The 24096-nt window shown below is 44.3% G+C and carries 14 protein-coding genes and 2 pseudogenes; 2 read left to right on the top strand and 14 right to left on the bottom strand.

The window, feature by feature from the left end; all coding sequences use genetic code 11:
* Genes BUC01_RS05460 through BUC01_RS05430 form a run of 7 tightly spaced genes read right to left on the bottom strand, consistent with a single transcriptional unit; the run spans position 1 to position 12292 of the window.
* Positions 1–1254, bottom strand: coding sequence for an alpha/beta hydrolase (locus tag BUC01_RS05460; RefSeq protein ID WP_244895734.1), 1254 nt, complete (start codon positions 1252–1254; stop codon positions 1–3).
* Positions 1255–1283: 29 nt separating this feature from the next.
* On the bottom strand, positions 1284–2696 hold the full coding sequence (locus BUC01_RS05455) for an alpha-L-fucosidase (RefSeq protein ID WP_073312972.1): 1413 nt from the start codon (positions 2694–2696) through the stop codon (positions 1284–1286).
* A 10-nt stretch (positions 2697–2706) separates the two neighbouring features.
* Entirely contained in the window at positions 2707–3531 is an 825-nt protein-coding gene (locus tag BUC01_RS05450) for a sialate O-acetylesterase (protein ID WP_025830829.1), read from the bottom strand.
* A gap of 8 nt (positions 3532–3539) precedes the next feature.
* Positions 3540–5975: a glycoside hydrolase family protein gene (locus BUC01_RS05445; RefSeq protein ID WP_073312970.1), complete on the bottom strand. Its 2436-nt coding sequence runs from the start codon at positions 5973–5975 to the stop codon at positions 3540–3542.
* 19 nt (positions 5976–5994) lie between these two features.
* A complete protein-coding gene (locus BUC01_RS05440; RefSeq protein ID WP_025830830.1) occupies positions 5995–6972 on the bottom strand; it encodes a DUF5017 domain-containing protein in 978 nt (325 codons plus the stop codon).
* Positions 6973–7005: 33 nt separating this feature from the next.
* Positions 7006–9045 carry a RagB/SusD family nutrient uptake outer membrane protein gene (locus BUC01_RS05435; protein WP_243462293.1) on the bottom strand — a complete coding sequence of 680 codons (2040 nt, stop codon included), beginning with the start codon at positions 9043–9045 and terminating at the stop codon, positions 7006–7008.
* Between the two features lie 31 nt (positions 9046–9076).
* Complete coding sequence (locus BUC01_RS05430) at positions 9077–12292, bottom strand: SusC/RagA family TonB-linked outer membrane protein (protein ID WP_073312968.1); 3216 nt, start codon at positions 12290–12292, stop codon at positions 9077–9079.
* 219 nt (positions 12293–12511) lie between these two features.
* Between BUC01_RS05430 and BUC01_RS05425 the strand changes: the two genes are divergently transcribed.
* Positions 12512–13540 (top strand): LacI family DNA-binding transcriptional regulator, encoded by a 1029-nt coding sequence (locus tag BUC01_RS05425; RefSeq protein ID WP_025830832.1) that lies wholly within the window; start codon positions 12512–12514, stop codon positions 13538–13540.
* 94 nt (positions 13541–13634) lie between these two features.
* On the opposite strand, the pseudogene BUC01_RS05420 reads toward BUC01_RS05425, so the two are convergent.
* The 4 genes and pseudogenes from BUC01_RS05420 to BUC01_RS05410 form a co-directional block, all read right to left on the bottom strand.
* Positions 13635–13840 (bottom strand): annotated as a pseudogene (locus BUC01_RS05420) (acyltransferase); the annotation flags it as partial.
* A gap of 89 nt (positions 13841–13929) precedes the next feature.
* Positions 13930–14058: a hypothetical protein gene (locus BUC01_RS26070; protein WP_262483980.1), complete on the bottom strand. Its 129-nt coding sequence runs from the start codon at positions 14056–14058 to the stop codon at positions 13930–13932.
* A gap of 335 nt (positions 14059–14393) precedes the next feature.
* Positions 14394–14594 (bottom strand): annotated as a pseudogene (locus tag BUC01_RS05415) (AAA family ATPase); the annotation flags it as partial.
* A 120-nt stretch (positions 14595–14714) separates the two neighbouring features.
* On the bottom strand, positions 14715–15353 hold the full coding sequence (locus tag BUC01_RS05410; RefSeq protein WP_073312966.1) for an HU family DNA-binding protein: 639 nt from the start codon (positions 15351–15353) through the stop codon (positions 14715–14717).
* Between the two features lie 339 nt (positions 15354–15692).
* Here BUC01_RS05410 and BUC01_RS05405 point away from each other — a divergent pair, with 339 nt between their 5' ends.
* Entirely contained in the window at positions 15693–16964 is a 1272-nt protein-coding gene (locus BUC01_RS05405) for a VapE domain-containing protein (protein ID WP_073312964.1), read from the top strand.
* 177 nt (positions 16965–17141) lie between these two features.
* Here BUC01_RS05405 and BUC01_RS05400 read toward each other — a convergent pair whose 3' ends face one another.
* From BUC01_RS05400 to BUC01_RS05390, 3 genes are all read right to left on the bottom strand, one after another.
* Positions 17142–18950 (bottom strand): RagB/SusD family nutrient uptake outer membrane protein, encoded by a 1809-nt coding sequence (locus BUC01_RS05400; RefSeq protein ID WP_244895733.1) that lies wholly within the window; start codon positions 18948–18950, stop codon positions 17142–17144.
* A 29-nt stretch (positions 18951–18979) separates the two neighbouring features.
* Positions 18980–22090: a SusC/RagA family TonB-linked outer membrane protein gene (locus BUC01_RS05395; RefSeq protein WP_073312960.1), complete on the bottom strand. Its 3111-nt coding sequence runs from the start codon at positions 22088–22090 to the stop codon at positions 18980–18982.
* 69 nt (positions 22091–22159) lie between these two features.
* Positions 22160–24088: a hypothetical protein gene (locus BUC01_RS05390; RefSeq protein ID WP_073312958.1), complete on the bottom strand. Its 1929-nt coding sequence runs from the start codon at positions 24086–24088 to the stop codon at positions 22160–22162.
* Positions 24089–24096 lie beyond the last annotated feature (8 nt).

The raw sequence follows: 24096 nt of genomic DNA, 5'->3' as shown, positions 1-24096 counted from the left end.
TTATCGGTTTTTCAATATTTCATTTTTTCTCATCCATTCTACGAGTTCGGCGGTCCAGTTGTGTCCATAGCCGTCGACAGTGATTTCAAAGGCCCCGTGTCCTCCGTCATCGACAGTCTTCCAATCTAACGAGACTCCAGCTTCCAAGAGTTTTTCCCTGACACTAAGTGCAAGACCGTAACCACTGTCATTAGTTGCATGACGCATAAAAAAAGGAGGAGTCTCGGCATCGAATCTGAACGGGCATTTCTGTTTCCCGTAGTACCAGCTCGTAAGTGGAATCACATAGTCAGGGCGCGAAGAGGTGTCTGGGCAATCGGCTGAAGCCAACTTCAATACAATCAGTGCGCCTGCCGACTGTCCTGCTACTCCGATTGCATTTTCATCTATATTCCACTCGAAGGCTCTTTCTCTGACTGTCCTTACGGCTTGTTTTGCATCTTCCAAAGCTACGTCAAGTCCACGTTTCACCCTGTATTTTACACCGATTACCGCAACTCCATATGGCCTCAGCAGTTCTGCCGCCTCACGTGCATTTCTGATAAAACCGGTATAACTCAATCCTCCTCCCGGGAAAAAGATTACCACCGGGGACTTCTTCGACTGCCGAGGAAGGAAGACTTCCAATTCCGGTTCGGAAATCCTGTCAATACGTGCTATTGAGTTGATATATTCCGGCCCGGAATATTCATAATCGGGAATTTTGCCCTGCCATACAGGCAGCCTTTCAATTCCTCTATTTCCTTTTGCCATGCCAGTCCACCATTGAGACACGGCATCTGCGATATATGATGTGCACCGCTTCCAGTCATAACTTTTCAGATTGGCACAAAAGCCCTCATAATCGGCAAAATCACAATTCTTGGAAACGATTTGGACTGTATCAGATGTCATCCATAATATGTCGGTATTTTGTCTGGCAGCCATTAAGCAAATCTTACGGAAAGTATTTTCATTAGTTTTCAAATCTCTGCATTGTATGACAAACACTCTATATCTTCCCGTTTTCTCCGTAGATATGACCTCCGCTGCTTCCTTTATTCCCCCTACACGACGGTAGGCTACTTCCGGGCTGTCTGTTAAATCCAGTATTTTCAGCCCGGAAGCGATTTGGTTTTCAATATAGGTGGCATTTTCTTCAGGGAAATCTACTCCGAGAAACAGCACGGACGGCACATCCGGCAGTTTCCCGGTACTAGACCATACCGGGCAGAAAGTCATTGCAGCCCAAATAACAAAGAAAAGAATTTTCATCTCAAAATGGAATTAATATTCGAAATACTCTATTTGACCTTCAATTTAAAACCCCAGACCAAATCGCAAGGAGGATTCTTTCTGACAGACTCCGGTATGACGATTTCTATTCCATCTCCGGTTTTTTTCCATTTGAGGGGGCGATTATATCCCATCAAAAATACCGATTTGGCAGAAACCGGAACGAATGATTTGATTTTCACCACAGATGGCATATGCTCACCCTTGGCATTCAGGTAAAAGGCATATACGTTGTTATCTTTTGAAGTAAACGCTATCCTGTCCTCTTTGTAAGGAGCAATCGCTTTCGTTCCATAGATACCTTCTGAGTTGACCTGCATCCAGTCTCCGATTTCCTTAAGTCGCTGATATGCCTCCGGAGCAAGTTCTCCGTCAGGACCCGGTCCGACATTCAGCAGAAAGTTCCCTCCACGTGAAACAATCTGTACAAGGGTGGTCAGGATATCATGGGTGGATTTGTAAATATCATCCGGTTTGTATGACCATTGAGTGGCCATAGTCATACAAGCCTCCCAAGGATAGTCTAAAGCACGATCCGGTATTTTCTGTTCCGGAGTCCTGTAATTTTCATAGATGCTATTCGTATGTCTTGCCACCATCATGATTCCAGGTTGATTGGTCCTTACCGTCTTTGCGAATCTTTCCCATTGCGGGTGTTTTTCAGGAGAAGCATCGCACAGGTCGAACCACAGCATGCCGAGCTTACCGTACTTTCCTCCGGTCAGCTCATCCAACTGATTGTTGATAAAATCATTCAGATTCTGCCATTTTTCCGGAAACATTTCAGGAGGATAGTTTACATTCCTGTCTTTTGGAGGGAAATAATCCCACCAATAGTCGTTATTGTTCCAATCCGCTATGGAATAGTAAGCACCTGCCATCATACCTTTGCCACGAAATGCGTCGAAAATTCCCTTTGCAATGTCAGCATTTGTATCTGTATGGAACGGACACTCGGCATCGGTTATCTTATAATTGCTGTACTGAGTATCGTACATGTTGAATCCGTCATGATGCTTGGTTGTGAAAACCATATATTTCATTCCAGCATATTCTGCCGCTTCAGCCCATTTTTCAGGGTTGAATTTCACAGGATTGAATGTTTTTTTCAAATCTTCATACTTCCGCACATAGTCAAAATAGTTCATTCCTTCCGGTCTCACCATACAGAATTTGTATGCTTCCGGACAAATGGACCAGGACTCCACTATACCCCACTGGCTGTATGTTCCCCAATGAATAAACATACCGAATTTCATATCCTGCCATTTTTCTATATTGTCCCTTACGATGCTTTCCTCCGGATAGATATAAGGGGGCTTACGGTCGGTATTCTTTTTTTCTACCATCGGATCCTGTGCAGATGCCGTAATTCCTCCGATAAACATGGCGAAAAGCGCTGCTATTACTTTTTTTTTCATTTTTCTTATTTTACTTAGAATCAATACTTCTTGCTTCGTAAATCTGGCGGGCTATAGTCTCCCCGATAAGATTGTATGCATACTGGCTGTAATGGATGTCATCCGTCATCATATTCATCTGTGGAAAAAGCCAAGGGTCCGCAGCTACAAGATGAACTCCACGCATTTTTTCAGACAGTCTGCGCTGTGCCGCACGGACTTGATGATAGCCCTTTTGCGGACGGTCGACATACTGTCCTGTGAGGACTATATAGAAAGGAAGGTCGGCATCATGGAGATGCTTTCTGAACCGGAGTATGAGGTTACGAAGCGCCGCTTCGTAATCCTCACCATTCATTTTCCCGTCATTGATAGCATTTGCGTCACGTTCTCCTTGAAGCCAGATCACCCCACTGAATTTCAATCCTGTAACGGCAATCGCAGAATTGCATTTAGTTATCGCTGCATCGAGCAAGGGCAAGACGCCCTTTTCCGCCCAAGTACCGTAGATTGTCTCTCCAGTAGTGGAGCATGCGCTTCCTCCCCTCGCCGCAGATACCACTACAACCGAATCACCTGTCATTTTATTGAGGTTCCACGCAAACGAAGGGCAGATGCTGCCGCTGTTCGCCTTGCCGAAATACTTGCCGTTCTCACCTACTGGGTCCTGCAGTATTTTCAACGAATCTCCGGACTGTACATAGTCGAAACATTCTTTGCTATAGTATTTCATCGAAGTTCTCCTATCACCCATTCCGGAAGCATTGCTCTGTCCCGCTATGAGCCACATACTCTTTTGGGCAAATCCTGAAATGGACAGCCCCGCTAAAATCAACAATATATAAAAACGTTCCATATAATCGTTTACAGTGAAATTTCAATAACATTCATACCCCATGGAGCAAAATCAAGATTGATCTGCCCTTTCTTTCCTACCGATCTGATAATTTTACCTTGAAGAGCCTTGGCAGAACGGAAACCTGTCTTATTTGCAACTAACTGCGACAAATCCAAAGTCACAGTACATGAATGGCTGTCATTGGACTGACACATTGCAATCAGGTACAACTTCTTGCCGTTCTCCGACAAAGCGGTAAGGAATTCAATCTCCGGATTGTCGCAACTGACCATATCTGGTCTGAACAGAAGATCCGCTTTTTTGCCGTAAATATTACCGGGTGCAAATCCATATGTGACATGTGGACCGACCTTAGGAGTCATGTAGCCATATGGGAACGAAATATTGCTGTCCGAACGTAAATCAGCTTCCGCAATCAGGTAATCTACAATCCAGCCAATCTGCCAGTATGCATGCCACGGGAACATTGTGGAATATTTTTTCAACTCATTCATTCCGTGCCAGTAATAGACTGCACATCCGCTTTCCTGATCGACAAAAGCATTTCTTCCAATTGACGCGGCTCTTGCCATGGTAAGGAAGACCGGTTCTTTCGTCCATTCGTACATCTTCACGAACAAACCTGCGTAACTTGATATCAGAATCGGTCCGTTTACTGCTGTACCTCGTATATGCTCTACACCAAGACCTGTCTGATTTAGTTCCCAGTCTTTATATGCCTGTTCGCCGATGTATTTCGTTTTATCAGTCATTACCGGATTGGTGAATATAGACGTCGCGTAAATCATTGCGGCATCTATAGACGCCTGTTTATATGCCTCGTTACCCGTTATTTCATATAAGTCCATATAGGCACGAGATGTCTGTGCCGTACAGAAATCCCAGATATTGCGTCCATCGCCACATACACCGAGATAATATCCTTTATCTACTCCGTTTTTCTGTTGCCAGTCTGCGCCCTTACATGCTGCATCAAGGTATTTCTTGTCATTCAAGTGCTTATATGCTATGTACAATCCATACCAGGTTGGTCTGTAATCCTTAAGATCCGGGAAAGATGGTTTCATGGAAAATCTGTCATAGCCGACCTCAAAACTTCCGTCACCTTTCTGCCATGCAAGCAATCTGTCACCTGCCATCCTCAACCTTTCGAGCAATTCCTTGTCGTCAGGATTGAATAGAAGCATATTTCCGAAATCGACCATAGTATAATAGGTCGTGTGTAAAGGTTCTATCCAATTGCCCCTTTCCGACTCCACACCGTCTATATCCGCGTATTCTCCGAGAGCAGCACCGCAAAAATATCCTGGTTCTGTCTGCTGCTGAATCATTTTATAATTCCTCACATAGTGAAGACGGCTGTTCATTACGGAATCCTGCCCGTTTCGTGCGATCATGAACATAGTACCAGCATCAGCAATCTTGGAGCCGTTGGCACCTATCGTCTCGCCTCTGCTCTGCCATGTTTTCCAACTCGACTCTTTATCTTTGCGCAGGAATTTCTGAAGTCGGTTCACGCGTTCGGACAAAGACATCTTGTTGGTAAGCAAATCCAGGGATGATGGCAAAGCGAAAACATCGTTCACGGCATGCTGGAATACATCGAACCAGCCCGAATTCTTCAGAGTGTAACGGAATCCGAACGACACTTCATCTCCGGCTTTGTTCTTGGCCCCCACCTGCCCGAGTACAGGATGATAAACCACTGGAGTAAGTTCATTATGTCTGTTCGCTAAACTCAATCCCAAGGAATTGGGACTCTTATCCGGAGCTTTGCCGGCTATCGGGTCAGTTTCCGTCCCCGGATCCGGAACAACAGCCAAGGTATAGCCATCCTTCGATGAATACAACGGACACAGAGTCATCGTATTGCGTTCTTGGGCAAGCATCGGGACACAAGGAATACCCATGCTGTAAGTTTTTGCCATGTTCAGATCATACTGGATTTCCTTGCCATACCAGTTACCCGGAATCATCGCCCATGATATATTGTTCTCTTCGAAAACGGCAATCGTAGGGGTGGCGATGGATACGGAACCGTTCGTCGACAGTCTGACCTTCATATCGACCTTTATATCAGACGGAAATGATGGGTCTACCTTCCATATTGCTTCAACGTCCCCGAAACGTAGACTGTGAGAAAATTTCAAAGCACCATCGGGAAGCATTTCTGCTTTTGACGGATAGAATGTAAAATCCTTTCCTTCAAGATCCTGATCGACCAGATCCTTTGCCGGATTACGATCCAGATACAGAATCGTGTAATATCCCTTGGGGGAAGGAATCTGCTTCCCGTCGATTTTAATGCACGAGATATGCCAGCCATCCTCCTCCTGTTGCCATTCAATATCGACACTGCCCGTATTGAGATTCAGTTTGGGCTGGGCGGACATCAGTACACTCACACAAGCAATGAGTAACGTAGAAAACAAATATTTCATAAACGTATTTTTTAGAAAATTATTTTTCAACTATTTCTAGTTCTATATTTTGCACAGATTCTTCAGTTCCGAAAGCGGTAGTATTACGAGACACTACAGTCACTGTAAACTTACCTGGTTTGTAATATGTGTAATCATAGAATTTCGGAACCACCTCACTGTATGACTTAATAAGCGTACCATAATCAGGAATCACTTGGCTCGGATCGACCGGGGAAGTGATTACCCAGCTTTCGAAATCCTCCTTACCGTCAGGCATGCCTGCACAAGTAAGCGACGTTCCGAGTGTCCACTGATAAGCAGGGAAAATAGCACCGGTTCCATCTTCCTGCAGCTTATTCGTAGTCGTACCGCATTTTGCAAAAGAAGCATTTGTCCATATCGTATAAGGAAGAGCATCCGTTTCAACCGTATTTTTAAGATTGAATGAGGATATTGTATATCCTTCCTGTTTTTGTCCTTTTTTCGCGGTATAACGGAAAGCAAGATGTATATCTTGTCCGTTCCATTCTGACAAATCTATGGCTCCGGAATTAATATTAGTACCTTTTTTAGTCCCCTCCACAGGCCATTTTGCTTTTTCGGAGATATCCAACCAAGTGGCACGTTTTATTCCCTCCATGGTGATATCACCGTCAAAGTCAGTAGAAAGAAGGAGCTTGATTTCAGCATACTTCTCCAAGTTGTCTCCATCTTTTTTGCAATTGAAAGACAGGATCGGAGAACCATTTTCGCTTCCGCGATTTCTATAGATATAGCGCGAACCTTTTATCGTTCCTCCCATCGTTCCGCCATCATAATTATCAACTCCGGTAAAAATCGTCACGAAATCTGCTTCTCCCGAAAAGTGGAAACGGACATTCTCTCCAACTTCATATACATTCTTCTCAAGCGTGGTCACGACAGTTGACTCGGTCACGGTGTCAACCTGACAGGACACAACGGCTGAAGCTGCGACTAAAGCGGGAAACAGGATTTTAATTATATTTTTTCTCATTGTCTTATACTTTTAATAATGTTAAATCTACAATTACCAGCCTTCATTCTGTTTTAATTCAGGATTAAGCATTATTTCTCCGGAAGGAATCGGAAGGTAATAATGAACATCGGACACGTTGTTTCCAGGAGTCATGATATAATCAAGCTGCGCTCCATTGACTCCTTTTGCATTTCTGCCGTCATCCCTCGTAGCCTGAAGTATCTCCACAAGATTGTGCCAACGTTTGAGGTCTAAACGTCTCCAGCCTTCAAAGCACAACTCTCTCGCTCTTTCATCCATAATAGTTTGGAGGAATGCCTCCTTTGAGCCCGTAGCTTCGGCAGACAATTCATAAGACGGATTCTCATCCTTCATTACTGCGATTGCCGTAGCACCGCTGCCCTTGGGGCCTTTGCCGCCTTCAAGTGACCTGATTACCACCTTTGGAGTCGCACTGTAGGCATGCCCTCTGTCGAGCAATACGATTGACTCAATAGGTCTGGTGGTTTTAGTGTCCGGTTTTCCGTCGGAACCAAGAATCTCAGGCAACTTGGCAGTAGCAATTGTGAGAGGGCCCTTGACGTCTCCGACACGATATGCCTTGGGAGATTTATCCTCTTCCGTTGTGCATGTGACAGAAGAAGTATTGTCGGTGGCATCGACAATTTCCACACAAACTTCACCGATGGTGTAATTTTCTCCCGGATTGGTAAGTTCTATATGGTCAATAAACTTACGGCCATCCATCTGTCCATATGCCCTTTTTCTCACTGCGTTGACATAGCCTATAGCCTCAGGTGTCGGACCGTTATGTATCTGACACAATGCTTCGGCTGCCATAAGCAATACGTCGGAATAGCGTACTATACAAAGGTTGGTTCCTGCATTACTTTGATATGCAGGCCAAATCTTTGCATACTGACGGTTGAACTTGTTGATCTGACGATCATAAACCAATCTGTCATTATCAGGATCCTTATGCGAACCGAAATAAGTAAGGACAAGACGCTCAGCACCATCAAGTTTCGTAGGAGCATTGGTGAACGGAGCGATAGCCCAGTTACGTCTTTCATCATAAGAACCTAACAATGCCTCAGTGTCTTGCTCATAATATGAGAACATTCTCTTGGTGATCTTCATTGTATTATTAACCATAAAGGAAACGTTTGTTACAGCTTTGCTGCAATTGGTACCGAGCGTGGTCGACAATGAAGGAAAATATTCTTTCAGTCCGTCAGACGTACTTTTACAATACGCTTCTATCTCCCATAGATTTTCACGTATATCATACTTGTCCTGAATAAGCGGAATGAATGCTTCTGCGAAATTAGGAATCAAACTGTGAGTAGGATCGTCAATGACCATTTTTGCCCACTTGTATGCATCTTTGTACCTTTCGGTATTGTAGCAAGGGAATCCGGCATTGAAAAGGCAGACCCTTGCCAATACTCCCCTGATAGCAGACTTGTTGATTCTTCCTCCGAAGTTGAATTTGGTAATCGGGAAGACTTTGCTCTCCGCTTCTTCCATTTCGCGAATTACAAAATCGTATATATCGGCTTCCTCTGCCTGCTTTGCAGAAGTATTGTTGACATCCGAAGATGCCTCTGTTATAAGTGGGACCCTTCCATAATTCTGCACAAGATTGAAATAACAGAACGCCCTTATAAATTGCGCTTCACCTTCCATGACGAGCTTTGTTTCTGTTGCTATCTTGGCATCGGGAAGATAATGAAGGAACTGGCAGCAACGCTGAATCGCTGCATAAAGGTTCTTGTACATAGTAGCATTAGGAGCATATCCGGAAGTATAGCTATACACCTTAGGACCTGTTCCGGCTGCTGCATTATACATTTCATCCGTCACATTCCAAATAACGAACTGAGAGTTCATGCTTCCATCGAAAAGTCCGCCTCCCGGTACGCTAAGAGCGTCATAACAACCCACTAAAACCTTTGCACATGCCGCACTATCCTTGAAAAATGTACTCGGAATGTCCGAATCTATCGGATGCAAATCCAAGTTAGAGAAGCAGCCTGTTAGAGAAAAAAATGCGATTCCGAACAATATATTTTTAATAATCTTATTCATATCCATATAAATTGAGAAACATTATATCACATTAAAACGAAATTTGCGCACCAAATATGAATGTACGTGGTACAGGGTATGCCGAATAGTCATAACCTGGAGTTCTTGCATTCGACATAGTGCTGACGGTAGGGTCCTGTCCCGAATATCCTGTCACTGTAAACAGATTCTGGGCAGATAAATAAATCCTCATGTTGCTAACAAAAAATCTCTGGCTCACCTTAATAGGCAGAGTATATCCTATATTCAAGTTTTTCAGTCTCAAATATGAGCCGTCTTCCACATAACGGTCACTACCCCAAGCCGTATTGTTTGCGGATCTTGCACGCGGAAGTTTTCCATTTGGATTGTCCACGGTCCATCTGTCGGCATACGAAGCGAACTGATTGGAACTCAATGATCTGCCTTCTTCCAGATAATAACGGTTCATATTAAGGATATCGTTGCCGTAACTGAATGTGAAGAACAATGACATATCGAAATTATAGAATCTGAAAGTATTTGTTATACCGCCCGTAAAATCAGGATTGGGGTTACCTATAATCGTCAAGTCTTCTTGGGTTATCTGGAGATCGCCATTCAAATCCTTGAATTTCTGATATCCGGGAAAGACTCCCTTTCTGTTTGCATGAGTTGACTGTGCAACCACGTCATCTCTCAGTATCCAGCTGCCATCACTTCCCTTGCGGAAATCTTCATATTGGTAAAGACCGTCTGTAAGGGCTCCGTACATCATACCGATAGGCTGGCCCACCTTCGCAATGTACAATGCAGCTCCATTCGGAATCTTCAGATTATCAGCAGGAAGCACACTCTGGTTGTTGGCAAGTGCAAGCACCTTGTTCCTGTTAAATGAAATATTGAAGTCGGTAGTCCAATTGAAATACCTTTTCTTTATATTAACAGTGTTGAGAGACAATTCGAAACCTTTGTTCTCTACCCGGCCTATATTCCTATACGCTGAACCATAGCCGATATGAGCAGGCAGTGTGGCATTGATCAGAAGATCCTTAGTATCTTTTTTATAATACTCGGCGGTCAAGTATATCCTGTTGTCGAAGAAGCCCAAATCCATTCTGGCATTAAAGGTGTATGTGGTCTCCCATTTTAATTTAGAATTACCTATTGATGAGACAATTGCTCCCGTTGTAGGATATTCATCATTGAATGAATAGTCATAATATGTCCCTCCGGAAGAAAATCCCATCTGCGGAAGATAAGCGTATTCTCCGATACCGTTATTACCTGTAGAGCCATAGCTCAAGTTAAGCGATCCTTCGCTAAACCATGATCCGATATTGTTCTTGACAAAATCCTCCTCTGAGAATCTCCACCGAACAGCTCCTGAATAGAATTTGCCCCACCTATTGTCATGTGCAAATTTTGAAGAACCGTCCGCACGTACCGTGAACGTGAGGTAGTATTTTCTGTCATAGTTGTAATTCGATCTGAAAATGACAGACTGCATCGCCCATTCCGTCAACTTCTTGGACATGATTTTCTGAGACAGACCTTCATCAAGTGCCTCTATTCCTCTCCACTCTGACGTAATAGGAATCTGTGTGGCTTTTGCTTCAAAGATATCCGTAACATTTTTCTGCTGGGTACAACCGACAGTTACGGCAAGGTCATGAATATTATCAAACTTTTTGTTGAAATTCAAAGTATTCTCATTCAAAATATTGCTGGTCCTGCTTATTCTCCTTGAACCGTTAATTCCGTCATTTCTCCCTGGAAGTGTACTTCCGGCCTCTGTTTTGGAGTTATTGAATATATCAGTCTGAGATTCAGTGCTCGTATAAGAAATCGAAGTAGTGAATTTCAGACATTTGAGAATATTCCAATTGAACATGGCACTGGTTCTCAACTGTCTTGTGATATATTTCTGATCAGTATTTTGGGTCTGGAGCAATGGGTTGAACATCGGTACTCCGCTCTCCGGTCTTTCAGGATCTTCAAGCTCATGGGTCAAGTCTACACCGTTTGTGGAAATAGGTCTGTATGACCACACTTTATACATATAAGCGGAAGATCCCTGTCCATAGTTGACTTGCATACCGGTTCTTTCCTTCTCCGCATAATTCGCTCTCATGACAAGCTGCATGCGATTACCTATCTTCTGGGTAATGTTCATGCTGCCAACATAATTTTTCATACCGGTATTGAGAATGATACCCTTCTGATTGGCATAATTGAATGAAGCCATATATGTGGTCTTCTCACTACCACCAGATGCGCTTACGCTGTATTCGTGCATCTGTCCGAGTTGACTAATCTTATCTTGCCAGTCAATGGGTTTCACATTCTTGTAGTCATCGAGGGTCCATGGAGTTCCATCCGGATGAGGATCCCTACCGTCGAGATACATGGATCCGTAAGCCGCATCAAGTTCGTTCTGAAGTCTGACAAATTCATAAGGCGACATCATTTCATACCTGTTATAGTCTTTCGACAAGCTATAGCGGTACTCGAAATTAATTTTCGGAGCACCTTTCGAACCGGAGTCGGTAGTGATAACAATCACACCATTGGCACCGCGCGCACCATATATGGCTGTCGCCGATGCATCTTTGAGAATCTCGATACTCTTAATGTTCTGCGTAGGGATTGACGAGTTGTCGGGAGACTCAAGCGGAATACCGTCTACTACATAAAGCGGAGCATTGCTCTGGGTCACGGAATTGCTACCCCTGATCAGAATGTCCGGGAGACCTCCAGGTTGTCCGTCCCCGACATTGACCTGTACACCGGCGACCTTGCCGGCAATAGCATTTTCAAACGTTACTGCCTGAAGAGCTTTCATATCCTCAACGTTGACAGAAGCAACGGAACCGGTAAGATCCTTTCTTGCTACCGGACCACCGTATGGAACTACCACCACTTCCTCGAGCATTGTCGCATCAGGTTCAAGAGAGATTCTCAATTTCTTTCCTCCTTTTGTGACCCGTACTTGATAATCTTTGTAACCAATGAAAGAGACAGTAATAGTCTGTCCGACAGGCACTCCTGTAAAACTGAAATTTCCATCTACATTCGTGGAGACACCCTTGGTACTGCCTTTGATATAGACGTTAGCTCCTATGACAGGAGTTTCGGTTTCATCAACGACAGTTCCTTCAACGGTAACCATCTCAGTTTTTTCCTGTGATCGAACTGGCATGGTGCCTGCAAATGAAATCAACAGGCACATCAGGAAAAAAGCAATCTGTTTTCCTGAATTTGATTGAATTTGATTTAATGTTAACATACTTTGGCATTATAAAACGATTAGAGTTAATGTATGAAAAGAAATATTTCTATTCAGGCTATTATAGTGGCCTTCAACGTGAGCAAATTTATATAACTACAATCAATTCTAATAGCATAATGCCTCAAAAATCAACGGAAACGTTCCCGGGAACGTTTGAATTTTGCAGAATGTCGAAAAAGTTGTAAGTTTGCAGATAAACCTGCAATCATTTATATTATGGAAAAGCCAATTACAATAAAAGACATAGCAAAAAAACTTGGGTTATCCACGTCCACAGTTTCCAGGGCATTATCGGATAGTTGGGAAATAAAGAAAGAAACCAAGGAACTGGTTATCAAGACTGCTGCCGAACTGAACTATCATCCGAACACGCAGGCAAAGGGGTTGGTCACAAAGAAAAGTTATACTATCGGAATCGTTGTGCCGGAATTGGTCACTTCATTTTTTCCAATGATTATATCCGGGATACAAAAAATACTGATGCATGAGGGCTATCAGATACTTATCACCCAATCCAATGAATCCGCTGAAACAGAGCGTGCCAATCTGATTCTTCTGGAACAACACATGGTGGATGGAATAATAATATCTACGACATCTGACAGTTTAGTCAACTCTGATGTGTATAAAAGCTTGCAGGATAACGGGATTCCCCTTGTGTTTTTTAACAGGGTGCCTTCCAATATTGATACTACAAAAATCATTATTGATGATAAGAAAATGGCTTATTCGGCAGTGACTCATCTTATAGATGAGGGATACCGGAAAATATTTCATTTTGCAGGTCCGGAAAAGCTGGATATCACGAAAGAACGCATGAATGGATATATAGAGGCCATGCAGGATGCCAATCTCCCTATATCAGACTCTGCCATCATTCATTCCGGTATTTTTATTCGTGATGGAGAACAGATTATGGAAAAGATACTGTCCGGAAACGGTGAAAAACCGGATGCTGTATTTGCATTTAACGACCCTGTCGCTATCGGAGCGATGAAAGCCCTGAAACGACACGGATTGAAGATACCGGATGATGTCGCTTTTGTCGGCTTCTCAGAATCGGATATGGCCACTGTCGTCGAACCTTATCTGACGTCCATAGAACAGCCGCGTGCCGAAATCGGAGAAATCTCAGCGAACTACATGCTGGACAAGATTCGCACAAATAGACTGCTCAATAAAAAAATTGTATTGGATGCCAAATTGAATATCAGGGAATCATCGCATAAAAACACACAATTATGATAAAGGCAATGCTTTTGACGTAGGAGAGATTGAGCATTCTTTGAAAAGAAAACCGCCATTGATTGCGGATAAAGCGCTGCCGGTAGAATTGTCAGCTGGTTTGCTCTTTCTTCATCGGTACAAGAAGATAGGCGGAGACAATCTAAATAAGGGTACTACCATACGTGAGAAACCGTCGTATACGGATACCCAAAGTCGGTCGGCCTCGCTTGCAAGATAAGACTGCGGACCTGCCATGTCAGAAGCTCCAATGGCGCCGTAAAAGTTTTTCGTTGAATGTACGAAATTCAGTAGAATAATTTCCTTTGAACTTTAATAGCAATTGGTTGTAATTGTTAGATATGGTAGAGTATTTCAGGGCTACTACTGGTGTGAGTGATTCTTCTACGCTACTGTACATACTCATCTTTGCTATCGGGACGATAACTGATAGTCTTATCCATTCTGTACTCTTGTGCCAGAAGCGTACCCGCGCATAACAGCAGGCACATGAACCAAAGTGCTCTTTTTCTTTTCATATGTTTCATGTTACTGGATTTGTTGATATCATATTTTCTGCAAATATGGTGGTTTATAGCGATTTGTGTGTTATGTATTTGTGACGTATATGTCTTCTTGCGTGACAATTAAAAGAACTTTGCAGATAATTCAGCATGCATTGATTATCTGCAAAGTTCTTTCATCTTTCATACTTGTCTTATTTATCGGCTTTTCCGCTGAAACTACCGACTGAAAGACGAGGAAGTTCTTTCAGGCGAATCAAATCACTTCCTCGCACACCCGCATTTCCATCCCTTTATATACCACTACAATCTTGTGCCGTAATCGCCATTATAGGATAGTTAACTGACTGTAGAAAGGTATAAAGTTGTTCCTGTACCGCTAAGTTAGGGATGGTCAGCCTGATTCTTCCTTGATATTTGCCACTGATGGTAAGCATGCCGAAGTAGTAGAGTAGGTTCACAAAATTATTCGGGTTGGTGATGTTGGTAGGAGAGAATCCTTCCTGTAACTCCCCGATGATGTATCCCTGGCTCATCAGACTTTGGAGAATAATGGAGCCATATTCTGCCCTCCTGCTATTATTTTTTAATCTGTTGCCTTGTCATACAACGATACTAAAAGTTCTTATAGGGATGATGAGTTACTTCATATTTTAAGAAGCACTTCAGATTTATCTTTTGGGTGCTGCATCCCTTGACATTCCGTAATATCCCGGCATAGGCCGATAGATGGGTTGTGCGCGTCTTCCCACGTTCATCAGTTTACCTTCTTTCTGCAACCGTTGCAGATGGTTGTTGGCGGTGGTGCGAGCCATGCCGCACAATTCCTGAAAGTCGATGCGAAGCAGCAGGTCATGTTCCGCAAAATACTCTTTCAGGCGCATATCGATCTCTACTTCGGAGAGTCGCAGGGAGTGGCGCGTGTATTTGCTTTGGGTGGCGGTAACGCCTGCCAGCGCAGCTTTCAGGCGGATGTCCGGGCGGAAGCTGATGCCTTTCAGACGTAGTTTCAAATGCTTGTTCTTGGTTTTGCGGGTCACTTTCTGCGTGGCCTCCAGGGTAGGGGCGAAGTAGCCCAATCCCTCGATGTGTACCTCCCGGCCTTCGCGCAATTCTTCACCGCAAAGCTGGGTCAAAGTGTCTATTGCACTTTTTACATCACCTACGGTGAGCGAACTGCGTTCGTGTATCCGATAATACAGTTTCTCCATGCTTACTTTGCCGTTGAGTAACGGGCGGGGATGCAGCCCTCTTTCTTCCGGTTCCCCTTCTGCGTTGGGGTTCTCGTACCAGTCGTAAACTATTGCCATAATGCTTGTATTTTAATGCTTTAAATGTATATGCTTGTTGGCCCGAAGGTGCTGTCTTGAAAATGAACTACTGGAGTTGTTCGGGCGAATGACTGGAGTTGGTCGAATGAATGACTGGAGTCATTCGAATGAACAACTACAGTCGGTCGTTTCAAAGTCAGCACACAAAGGTAGTGATATTAGTAGGATTTACCTATAAAAACCCTTACTTTCTTTCTAACCATGTTTTAGGAAAAATAGTTGGTGAGATGCTTGCAAAACGCTTTCCCGCTATAGTAAATTTGAGACGTCGGTACTTGCAAAACGAAACCAATTAACTATTAGAACGAAGAAACAATTATGAAAAAGAGATTAATGACATTGGAGCAACACCGCTTGCTGTGCGAAGCGCAACGGTTGCTGGCTTTCTCGGAAAAACAGAAAGCGAAGAAACAGAAAAAGGCACCGGATAGATCAGAGTCCGGTGACAGCACGAATACGACCGTCCGACTGACGCGGCAGGTCATGGATTTCCTGACGAAACGTTATGATTTCCGCTATAATCTGTTGACGGAAGAGACCGAATTCCGTCCTGCCGGACGGCGTGAAGTCGCTTTCATGCCCATCGGCAAACGGAATCTGAATACTTTCTGCATTGAAGCTCACGCCGAGGGCATCCCTTGCTGGGATAAGGACTTGAGCCGCTATGTCTATTCCACTTATATTTCCGACTATCACCCCTTCCATCTCTATATGGAGGAATTGCCACAATGGGACGGTGTTGACCGCCTGACACAACTTGCCTTGCGGGTTTCCGATTGTCCACACTGGGTGCAGGGATTTCACACCTGGATGCTGGGGCTTGCTGCGCAGTGGTCGGGGCTGGCAGGTATACATGCTAACAGTGTGGCACCTGTTCTTGTCAGTCAGGAGCAGGGGCGGCAGAAGTCTACATTTTGCAAATCGTTGATGCCTACGGTCTTACGGCGATATTATCTGGATAATCTGAAGCTTACCTCGCAAGGGCAGGCGGAACGTCTTTTGGCGGAAATGGGTTTGCTGAACATGGATGAGTTCGACAAGTATACCGAGAATAAAATGCCGTTGCTGAAAAACCTGATGCAGATGTCTGATTTGAATATTCGTAAAGCTTATCAGCAGAGTTTCCGCCAATTGCCCCGTGTTGCCTCGTTCATCGGTACCAGCAACCGTTTCGACTTGCTCACCGATCCTACGGGAAGCCGTCGTTTCCTTTGTGTGGAAGTGAAGCGGACGATAGACTGTACCCACATAGAGCACGACCAGATTTATGCGCAACTGAAGGCGGAACTGCTTGCGGGGAGGCGTGATTGGTTCACCAAAGAAGAGGAGCAGGTGTTGCAGGCGCAGAATGCGGCGTTCTACCGTGTTTGTCCCGCAGAGGATGTTTTTCATAGTTATTTTCGTGTGGCAAGTCCCGGTGAGAAGAGTCTTGACCTTACGGCTGCCCAGATTTTCAGGGAGCTTCAGCAAAAGAATTCCGCTGCCATGCGCAGTGTCAATCCCATGCGCTTCGGTCAGGTGCTGCTGAAAGCAGGGGCGGTGCGTCGGCACACGGAGTATGGGAATGTGTATCAGGTGGTGAGGAGGTAATGAGGCGGGGTATGTTCCTATGGTAATGGCTGAAAGCTGAAAGCATCCTCTGAAGGAATGCTTTCAGCGTAAAAGCCGATGAATAGGGGAGAAGACAGGTACTGAAAGAGCTGAACGCATTTGAGATGTACTGAAGTTGTGTCGTACCCGCCCTCTATTAAAAAACTTTTAAATTTATTACCATCCTTGATTCTGCGGATAACGTTCACCGGTTGTCACGCGGTCAATCATTTGTTGTGGAACAGGGCGCAACCAATGTCTGTCTTCCGTAATATTCGTATTAGCTTTACCATCGTCATACTTGCGTATACGGTCTATTAATGTCCCTGTACGGGCTAAATCTGCCCATCGGCAATGTTCTGCAAGTAACTCACGGGTACGTTCTTCAAGAATGAAGTCGAGCGTAACATCACTTGGAGCGATGTCCAATGCACCAATTTCACCGATTTGCTTATCACGGGCACGCTCCCTGATCACATTTATATATTTAGCCGCATTCGTATTGTCACCCAATTTGAAAGCGGCCTCAGCAGCCAGCAAATAAGTTTCGGCTAAACGATAAATGATGTAAGAGCGATCTGTATTGTCATTAGGAATAGCACGCGTTCTGTCCAGAAACTTCATGATAGTGGGGAAAATAGCGCGACCATTGTAAGCGTCAGGGGTAAAAATCAGATAGTGATTACCTTCACGGTTCTGAGTTTTAGCTCTGATTTCCTCAGCGGACATATAATATCCCGGATAGTACATGGCAGTATCGCCAACAACGGTATAGTCCCAGTTGAAGCTTTCGTCCTTGCCGTCAATGACATAATTGACAACACCACCTTTTTGCGTTTTAGTGGCATACCACACTGTCTGGAAAGTAGCTTTATAACGTGTGTCTTTATCACGGTTGTTGAAAGCATTATAGGTATAGCCGGTAGGATTAATCCAAGAGTAACAACGTCCGTCATTGATGTTACGCTCACCCAAATACTGGTCATAACCATTCACAAAGTAATGATTCAGCGTGCTGCGTCCGCCAAAAGTGTTGTCATCATCCCAGTCCATACGGGCTACAAACAGTTCTTCCTTGTTCTTGCCTGAAGGGGCATCATTGGCTTCATCAAAAACATCTGCATAATTATCCATCAGCTTCAATCCCAAAGAAGGGGCATCCGTGATTAATCCGGTTGCCATATCAAACGCTTTCTGATAATATTCCTTAGCCTTGGTGGTGTTATAGTACTTCGTCTGCGTATTTCCTTTATAAGATGGATTGGCAGGATCTTTATCGAATACCCAGGCTAATGTCAGATAAACGCGTGACAACAAGTGGCGGGCAGCTGCGGCAGAAGCGCGGCCTGACTCCAGATTATTGAGTTGCGGACTGGGTGAACAGAGCCTGATGGCATTCAATAAATCAGGGATAATGACCTCTTCATAAACACGCACCATATCATGGCGTTCGGCCGAAGTGCTTGGGGATGCATTATAGGTGGTAGTCAGTGTAACGTCACCGAATTGTTCCACCAAATGAAAGTAATTGTAAGCTCGCATAAAATAAGCTTCGCCCAAGTACTGGTCACGCTTTGCAGCAGTCAGCACAGTGGTGGTAATATCTACTTTATCGGCATTTTCAATCATATAGTTCAAGGTGTTGATGTGGATATAGGCATCGTTCCACAATTTCCTTGGGTATTCATTGTTTGCATTATATTTCTCTAAATCGTAGTTTGCAAGATCGGCGCAACGGTTGCTTCCTCCGATATTGTTCTTCAATTCATCCGTGCCCGGATTCATCAGTCCGTGAATGCCTTCTTCGGCACTATAAGTGGAACGTACATTGGCATAAACAGAGTTTAGGGCCATGCCAAAGCCGGAAGGTGTTGCCATGAAATCCTGCATTACATTCGAGTGATTCTCTTCCTCCAGAAAATCGGAACAACCGGTTGCCAACAAAACAAGTGATGACAAGGCAAGTGTTGATAATATCTTTTTCATATTCATTCTGCTATTATTCAATTACTAATTTAGAAAGTTAAATTCAAGCCAAACACAAATGTGCGTGTAGGAGGAGTCTTTAAGTTGATGGTACTTGTAGTCTCCGGATCTATGCCGCCATCTTTACGGTATTCTTTGCTAAACCAAGTGAAGAGGTTTGAGCCTGTAGCATATACGCGGGCTGTTTGCACGTTTAATTTGGAAAGGAATGTCTTGGGGATATTATATCCTAACGTGATATTTCTCAGTTTCAGGTAAGAGCCGTCATAACGGGCCAGCAGTCCTTTGTTGGAAACTGTAGCGGTAGTCGGTTTCGGCCAGCGGGCTGTTGTATTGTCCGGCGTCCAGTAATCCACATTCAGGTTGTTGTAACCTCCCTGCAATGTATTCATCCAGCCGTTGTGCATGTCAGAGGTAATAGTTCCACCACAACGGAATGTCCACAAGAACGAAAGGTCGAAGCCCTTCCAGGCAAAACGGTTGTTGATACCTCCCTCGAACTTCGGGGCACGGCGACCGATGAATACTTTGTCATCTTCGTTGATTATCTGTTTGGCTTTCGGAGTGACACCGTCTTCCTCATAATCGATATGGTGGTTTTTGATCTTGACAGTACCGATTACGGAATTGGCACCGGAAGTCGCATAGCCGAATGACTCGGCCAATGCACGGTCTTCGGGAGTATCCTGCCACAGGCCGTCGTGCTCGTATGAGTAAATCACGTAGCTGTCTTGCCCCAGGAAGAATCCTGCATCCTTGTCAAATTCTACTCCTTCGCCAAGATCCATGATTTTGTTGCGATTTCCGAAGATGTTTAAGTCGGTTGACCAAGAGAGCTTGTCCTGTCCGTCGCCTTCGATATTCACTGTAGTCACATTGAACTCCAGACCACGGTTTCGGGTAGCACCGCGATTGGTCAGGTAAGAATTGGAGTAACCGGAAGTAGAAGGCAGGTTCACGCCCAACAACAAATCCGTAGTATTCTGCTGATACCACTCGATAGTACCTGTGATACGATTATTCAAGAAGCCGAAGTCTACACCCACATTCCAGGTTTCGGTATTTTCCCATCCTAAGGATTTATCCGGTACAGAACCCGGACGAACGCCCATCACGCCGTTTGTTCCTAACAAGTACTTGCTGCCGGTATCCAGTCTTGACATTGTCTGATAAGCACTGATAGCCGTACTACCCACATTACCCCAACTGGCTCTAAGTTTCATGCCAGAAAGAACATCCGTATTGACATTCTGCATAAAGTTTTCACGCATCAAGTTCCATCCCAAAGCAACTGAGGGGAATGCATGCCACTTGTTGCCTTTGGCCAAGCGGGATGAGCCGTCGTATCTCACGGTTGCCGTCAACAGGTACTTCTCTTTGTAATTATAGTTCAGACGTCCCATATAAGAGAGCAAGCCCCATTTTTCGTAGCTACCGCCACCAGTCACATTGCCTTGTGCAAGTCCCGGATTATAATACTGGATATTGTCATCGTAATAATCATTGCCGGACACGTTGTTCTTTGTGAACTCTCTCTCTTGTGCGGAAAACAATCCGGTTACGTTAAAATTATGAATGTCGTTGAAAGAGTAGTCCCAAGTCAAGATATTTTCAAGTGTATAGTCTACGCTGTGCTGGTATTCTCCAAACGACCAATCGAGAGCTCCCATGCGCTTAGTTGTATTGCTGGCTTGGAATTGACCGATTGAATAATATTTCAGGTTTATACCACCGTTGAAACGATACTTGATGCCGAAAGGCAACTTCACGTCAATGTAACCGGTCGTGAAGGTTGACAGACTTTTGCGGTCGTCTATCACACTATTCTTTTGTGTATCCAGTAGGGGATTCCATACATTTTGTCCGCTACCGGGCAAGTAAGTACGCAGAGAACCGTCTTCTTTGTACGGAGTGGTGAAAGGAGAAGCACGTAAAGCCATTTCCATTGGATTGGTGTCCTGGCCTTTATTGATGATGTAAGTGTTTAAAGTAGAAAGACCTACTTTCAGGAAGCTGGTTATCTCCGTGTCGAGAGAAAGCTTGGCCGTCATACGTTCGAAACTATGTGCCTCATAGTTATTCTGTCCTTTATAGTAACCAACGGAAGCACTATAAGTAGTACGGTCATTACCGCCATTGATAGCCACCTGATGATTCGTCGTCATGCCGTTTCGGAATATCATGCCCTGCCAGTCCGTATCGTTTCCTGCCAAATAGCCTTCCATTTCTTCTTGGTCACGGAAGACATCACCCACGCGCATCAGGTTTGGATCATCAATTCCGGTGTAGGCATCCGGATTGGCATTATAGGTAGCCCATTTTTTCAGTTGTATATATTCGGAACTGTTCATCACATCATATTCCTTGATGGCAGTTGTGATACCGTAATAGCCGCTGTAACTAACGTTGATTTTTCCCTTGTTTCCACGTTTGGTCGTGATTAGGAGTACGCCGTTGGCACCGCGGGAACCATAAATGGCTGTCGCCGAAGCATCTTTCAGTACACTGATACTTTCTACGTCATCGTTATTGATTTCGTTCAGTCCGCCGGAGAAAGGAATCCCGTCCACAATAATCAAGACATCATTACCTCCATTGAGCGAACGCTCTCCACGCACACGAATCTGCGGAGAAGCTCCCGGATGCGTATTTCCGCCTGCCATCTGCACGTCCACACCGGCAGCAAGACCTTGCAATGCCGTTCCGATGTTTCCTACGGGTGCCTGTTGCAGTGCTTCGCTCTTTACGTTCACCATCGCTCCGGTGATGTCCGACTTCTTCTGCGAACCGTAACCGACAACTACCACTTCGTTCAGCATCTCGGTATCATCCTTCAATACTATTTTCACCGAAGGTCCTGTCACTTTCACTTCTTCCGACTTATATCCGATAAAGGAAATAAGCAGTACCGCATTCTTCGGCGCATCAATGGCAAAGTTGCCGTCTATATCCGAAATCACTCCGGTAGTAGTGCCTTTCACTACGATATTGGCTCCAATCACGGGCTCACCGGCAGAGTCTACAACCTGCCCTCTTACATGGATGGCTTGCTCTATAGCCGCCATGACATTTACACTATTTACGAGAAATAGGCATACCACTAAAGGTATCCATAATAAATGTGTTTTTCGTAACTTCATAATATACAATTTAAATTAAACGATTTGTTATTTAATTATAGTTTATATTCTATATATCCTGACCTAATGTCACCTTTTTGTCTTATTGTAATCCAGGATTATCTTTTCTCCATCCTTTTCTATCTCTATACAGGTAGAATTGAACAGGGCTTTGCAATAAGGATTATCATATCTATACTGCCAACGCAATAGCATTTCCTTGCCTTTCACATAGAAAGGACTGTCCCAACCGTATGAAATCGCACCTTCGGACGGAGATTCATAACTGATGTCTAATCCGTTATCATGAACCGATGCGGCAGATATGGCTTCTATAAACTTTGAGAAGCTTCCCCATTGTGATTTTGAACCTGTCTCACAAATCCAGATATTCTGCCGGCCCTTTGCCAGTAGGTCACAGACTTCCCCTCTGTCATCGGCTCTTAAATCTGCCGTATTTCTTGAATATAAAGCCACATAGCCATCTTCTTTACGTCCAAATATCCAGGAACCGGAAATATGTACTTCATCAAAAGCTTTCACTGGGAAATAAGCATGGGAAAAATCATTCTTTTGATTGACCGGTATGTTATAGATGCAGATTACCACATTCTTGCTTTGAACAGCACGGGGCAGAATTTCGTTACCGGCCCAATAGTTAGGCGACCAACGCAGATTCTTTCCACCGGGGTGATTGGTATATACCAAAGCTTTATTACCCAATGTTGCCTGCCATATATGTTGCTGATAGCCCGGAGCACCTTTTCGGTAGTCCAACGCACAACTCAACATATAGTCCTTAGTACGGTAGGTCTCTATATTGGCCTCTGAAAGTGCAAATCGATCCAGATGCATATCCACAAGTTTACCATGTTCGGCTATCTGCGCATCATATTTTTTAATGTACTCGTCATAGTTCCGATAGGGCCATACGTCGTATTTTTCTGAAATCTGTTTAGACATACGAATAGCCATAGGATGTATGAACTCCTGCATGCCCCAGAAGAGGTGACAATCCAGCTCCTTATCATACGAAATGCCATAGGCGGGAGCATCTTCTACGTTTATACTTACCCGTTGACGGTTTAATAAAGGAGTCTTATAATCCACTGCTATTTTTCGGATAACTTCCGGGCAACGGTACGAACTGGTAGAGAGAGCTACGGGGGCTATCACTTCATCCCGGTCATAAGTCCCCACGCCGAATACCAATTTGGCTAATGGAGCCGTATTGTGGGCTCCCATAATGATAGAATTGGCATAATTACGTCCACTTGCCGAACCAAGGAAACCTTCATAATTATTCAGCGCTACATCAAACATGAGTAAATCTAGTACCATGCCGGCTTTGGAACGAATATCCTTGTCCTCGGCAAAATCATATAAATTGGCCAGCAGCAATACTTCCACTTCGTAATAGGTGGACATCCATTCACTGAATCCGAAGCGGAAACGGTATTCCAGCCATTTCATCAGCCTTTCTTTGGCGTGCGCCATGTGTTGTTTGCCGTTCATTCCATTGGTGAATTTTGTTTTTTTATAGAGTTGACCTGCCAGTAATTCTGCGGTATGATAAAGTGCCTGATGGTTTTCCGTATGATAACAACGATAGGTTGTATCACGGCGGCCGTCGTCCCACCAATATTTAAAGTCCAGAATACACTCTTCAATGCTTCCTTTTATTTCTTCCGGAAAGAAAGGTTGCCTCTTGTCCAGATAAACCATGCGAAGCAGACAATTGAGTGTAAAGTCATTGCAATCACGGTTCGATTTGATAACGGAAATCACCTCCCTCATCTTGTCCATCTCCAAAGGACGACCGGAAGCGGCACGCGCTGCCTGGCGGAAGACACCGTAAAGAGGGTGTCCGCCTCCATTCTCTGAGTAGTAATCTAAAAATAGAGCACGGCGTTCTTCATATGTACCACGGGGAGAATTCCAATATTCATCAGGCTGACGTGCCTGGGTTGGCATGGCAACTAACCACACCAACAACATTGTAAGCATCATGTTTTTCATAAATTCTT

Source organism: Bacteroides stercorirosoris (genome assembly GCF_900142015.1).
Taxonomy (GTDB): domain Bacteria; phylum Bacteroidota; class Bacteroidia; order Bacteroidales; family Bacteroidaceae; genus Bacteroides; species Bacteroides stercorirosoris.
Note: the sequence above shows the minus strand (reverse complement) of the source record. Positions and strands in the feature narration are given on the sequence as shown.

Excerpts from the sequence above, each read along its gene's own strand:
- BUC01_RS05460 (WP_244895734.1), bottom strand. The coding sequence starts at position 1,254 with ATGAAAATTCTTTTCTTTGTTATTTGGGCTGCAATGACTTTCTGCCCG.
- BUC01_RS05455 (WP_073312972.1), bottom strand. The coding sequence starts at position 2,696 with ATGAAAAAAAAAGTAATAGCAGCGCTTTTCGCCATGTTTATCGGAGGA.
- BUC01_RS05450 (WP_025830829.1), bottom strand. The coding sequence starts at position 3,531 with ATGGAACGTTTTTATATATTGTTGATTTTAGCGGGGCTGTCCATTTCA.
- BUC01_RS05445 (WP_073312970.1), bottom strand. The coding sequence starts at position 5,975 with ATGAAATATTTGTTTTCTACGTTACTCATTGCTTGTGTGAGTGTACTG.
- BUC01_RS05440 (WP_025830830.1), bottom strand. The coding sequence starts at position 6,972 with ATGAGAAAAAATATAATTAAAATCCTGTTTCCCGCTTTAGTCGCAGCT.
- BUC01_RS05435 (WP_243462293.1), bottom strand. The coding sequence starts at position 9,045 with ATGAATAAGATTATTAAAAATATATTGTTCGGAATCGCATTTTTTTCT.
- BUC01_RS05430 (WP_073312968.1), bottom strand. The coding sequence starts at position 12,292 with ATGTTAACATTAAATCAAATTCAATCAAATTCAGGAAAACAGATTGCT.
- BUC01_RS05425 (WP_025830832.1), top strand. The coding sequence starts at position 12,512 with ATGGAAAAGCCAATTACAATAAAAGACATAGCAAAAAAACTTGGGTTA.
- BUC01_RS26070 (WP_262483980.1), bottom strand. The coding sequence starts at position 14,058 with ATGAAAAGAAAAAGAGCACTTTGGTTCATGTGCCTGCTGTTATGCGCG.
- BUC01_RS05410 (WP_073312966.1), bottom strand. The coding sequence starts at position 15,353 with ATGGCAATAGTTTACGACTGGTACGAGAACCCCAACGCAGAAGGGGAA.
- BUC01_RS05405 (WP_073312964.1), top strand. The coding sequence starts at position 15,693 with ATGAAAAAGAGATTAATGACATTGGAGCAACACCGCTTGCTGTGCGAA.
- BUC01_RS05400 (WP_244895733.1), bottom strand. The coding sequence starts at position 18,950 with ATGAAAAAGATATTATCAACACTTGCCTTGTCATCACTTGTTTTGTTG.
- BUC01_RS05395 (WP_073312960.1), bottom strand. The coding sequence starts at position 22,090 with ATGAAGTTACGAAAAACACATTTATTATGGATACCTTTAGTGGTATGC.
- BUC01_RS05390 (WP_073312958.1), bottom strand. The coding sequence starts at position 24,088 with ATGAAAAACATGATGCTTACAATGTTGTTGGTGTGGTTAGTTGCCATG.